This window comes from Massilia sp. CT11-108, from assembly GCF_047302915.1.
In the GTDB taxonomy this organism is placed as follows: domain Bacteria; phylum Pseudomonadota; class Gammaproteobacteria; order Burkholderiales; family Burkholderiaceae_D; genus Telluria; species Telluria orientalis.
Genome location: NZ_JBKYMO010000660.1, coordinates 1 through 2,582, shown reverse-complemented (window position 1 = coordinate 2,582; position 2,582 = coordinate 1). Strand labels below are relative to the sequence as shown.

Below are 2,582 nucleotides of genomic sequence, written 5' to 3'. Positions count from 1 at the left end.
GCTCGTGGCCGTGCGCGGATCGCGCAGGTCGGGCGGCACCCCTTCCAGGCCGCTGGCCGCCGCCATCTCGATCACGGCGACGCCGCCGGCCTCGCCGTAGAACGCGTCCACCGCCTGGCCCAGCGGTCCGGTCACGCGCACGTCCACGCGCCGGCCGCCCGTCGCGTCGATCATGGCCTGCACGGTGCCTTCGCCGCCGTCGGCCACGGGCACTTTCACGTATGTCGCGTCGGGCCAGACCTCGCGCATGCCGGCCTCGATGGCGTCGGCCACCTGCAGCGCCGTCAGGCTTTCCTTGAACGAATCGGGGGCAATGACGATCTTCATGGGCTCTCCTCAGCGGTTGACCAGGCGCGCCGGCACGGTCATGACCAGCACCGCGCCGACCAGCAGCACGGTCGACAGGATATACAGGGCGACGTCCGTGCTGCCGGTGGCGTCCTTGATCCAGCCGACCAGGAACGGGCTGACGAAGCCGGCCACCTGGCCCAGCGAATTGATCAGGGCGAGGCCGCCGGCCGCGGCGGCGCTGCCCAGGAAGGCGGCGGGCAGCGGCCAGAACATCGGCAGTCCGGTCAGCGCCCCCATCGTGGCGAGCGTGAGCCCGATCATCACGAGCACGACGTTGTGCGAGAAATTCGCGGCCAGCAGCAGGCCGGCGAGCGCCATCGCCATCGGCACGGACAAATGCCAGCGGCGCTCGCGGCGGGCATCGGCCGAGCGGCCCACGATCACCATGAAGATACCCGCGAACAGATACGGCAGGGCGCTCAGCCAGCCGACCGTCGTCGGGTTGTCGAAGCCCAGTGCCTTGATGATCGACGGCAGCCAGAAGTTGATCGCGTACACGCCCATCTGGATGCTGAAATAGATCAGGCCCAGCATCCACACGTGGCCGTTGCGCAGCACGCTGGAGAACGAGTGCACCGCATGGCTGCTGGCGCGGCGGCCCTGCTCGTCGGCGTCGAGCGCCTGCTTCATCGCGGACTTTTCTTCCGGCGTCAGCCAACGGGCATGCTGCAGGCCGTCGGACAGGAAGAACAGCACGGCCACGCCGAGGATCATCGTCGGCAGCCCCTGGAGCAGGAACAGCCACTGCCAGCCGGCCAGGCCGCCCTGGCCCGTCGCGAAATGGCTCAGCATCCAGCCCGACAGCGGACCGCCGACCAGGCCGGAGACGGGAATCGCCGACATGAACAGCGCCATCACCTGGCCGCGCTTCTGCGCCGGGAACCAGTTCGTGAAGTAGAACACCATGCCCGGGAAGAACCCGGCCTCGGCGACGCCGGTGAGGAAGCGCAGCGCGTAGAACGAGACCGGGCTCGTGACGAACATCATCGCCGCCGACAGGCCGCCCCACATGATCATCATGGCGGCGATCCAGCGGCGCGCGCCGAGTTTATGCAGGACCAGGTTGCTCGGCACGCCGCTGGTGACGTAGCCGATGAAGAAGATGCCGGCGCCGAGTCCGTACACGGTCTCGCTGAGCTTCAGGGCGTCGAGCATCTCCAGCTTGGCGAAGCCGACGTTGACCCGGTCCAGGTAGTTGAACAGGTAGCAGATGAAGATGAAGGGGATCAGGCGCCAGGTCGCCTTGCGGTAACCGCGCTCGAGGATGGCGGGATCGGCAACGCCCGCCGGCTGGGCCGCGCCCGTGCTCATGCTGTTTCTCATGGTGTCTCCGTGATGTCCGCCATCGGTCGGGGCGGCAGACCGCATTATGACCAAATCGTCACTGCAAGTCCTCGGCACGCGGCACGAGACGCGCGGCTTCTTGCGCGTGCCGATTGTGCATCTTCACAAAATCGTTCACATAAACACAAGATCGGCACGCCCGGCATTGGTACTTGGCACAGTGACCGCGATCGGCTAGAGTGGCTGGCATGCTCGAACTCAGCACCCGCCTCGCCCAGGACATCGTCAGCCGCACCATGCGCATCATCCCGTTCAACGTCAACGTGATGGATGCGCGCGGCGTGATCCTGGCCAGCGGCGACGCCGCCCGGGTCGGGGAGCTGCACGATGGCGCCCTGCTCGCCTTGGCGCGGCGTGCGACGGTCGAGGTGGACGCGGCGTCGGCGCCGCACATGCACGGCGCGCGGCCAGGCATCAACCTGCCGCTCGTCGTGGATGGCCAGATGTGCGGCGCGGTCGGCCTGAGCGGCGCACCCGACGCCGTCCGGCAATTCGGCGAACTGGTGCGCCTGACGGCCGAGATGATCCTGGAACAGGCCAGCCTGGCCGGCGAACTGCAGCGCGACAGCCGCTATCGCGAGACCTTCGTGCTGAACCTGATCCGCGGAGATGCCGGCGGCCGGCCGGAACTGGAGACCTGGGCGCGGCGCCTGGGCCTGGATTTCGGGCGCGTGCAGGCGGTGTTCGTGCTCGAGCTGCGTGCCGGTGCCGTCGACGCCGAACGGACGATCAGCGAGCTCCAGCGCCTGCAACTGGCCCTGCTGGCGCGCCAGCCGGCGCTGCTGTCCGCCACGACCGGCCCATACGACATGGTGATCCTGGATGCGTTCGACCCCGCCGCCGCCCCGGTCGACACGGCGGCGCGGCGGCGCCACGCGGCCCTGGTT

Annotated in this window: 3 protein-coding genes; 1 reads left to right on the top strand and 2 read right to left on the bottom strand. The window is 68.6% G+C overall.

Translation table 11 applies throughout. From position 1 onward, the window contains the following. Together ACEN88_RS29055 and ACEN88_RS29050 are read right to left on the bottom strand one after the other, a co-directional pair. A partial coding sequence (locus tag ACEN88_RS29055) for a glycerate kinase (RefSeq protein WP_413345291.1) occupies window positions 1-327 on the bottom strand: 327 nt, incomplete at its 3' end. A gap of 9 nt (window positions 328-336) precedes the next feature. Then, a complete protein-coding gene (locus ACEN88_RS29050; RefSeq protein WP_413345289.1) occupies window positions 337-1,674 on the bottom strand; it encodes an MFS transporter in 1,338 nt (445 codons plus the stop codon). Window positions 1,675-1,883: 209 nt separating this feature from the next. Between ACEN88_RS29050 and ACEN88_RS29045 the strand changes: the two genes are divergently transcribed. Beyond that, window positions 1,884-2,582, top strand: a 699-nt coding sequence (locus ACEN88_RS29045; protein WP_413345287.1) for a sugar diacid recognition domain-containing protein, incomplete at its 3' end; no start/stop codon positions are given.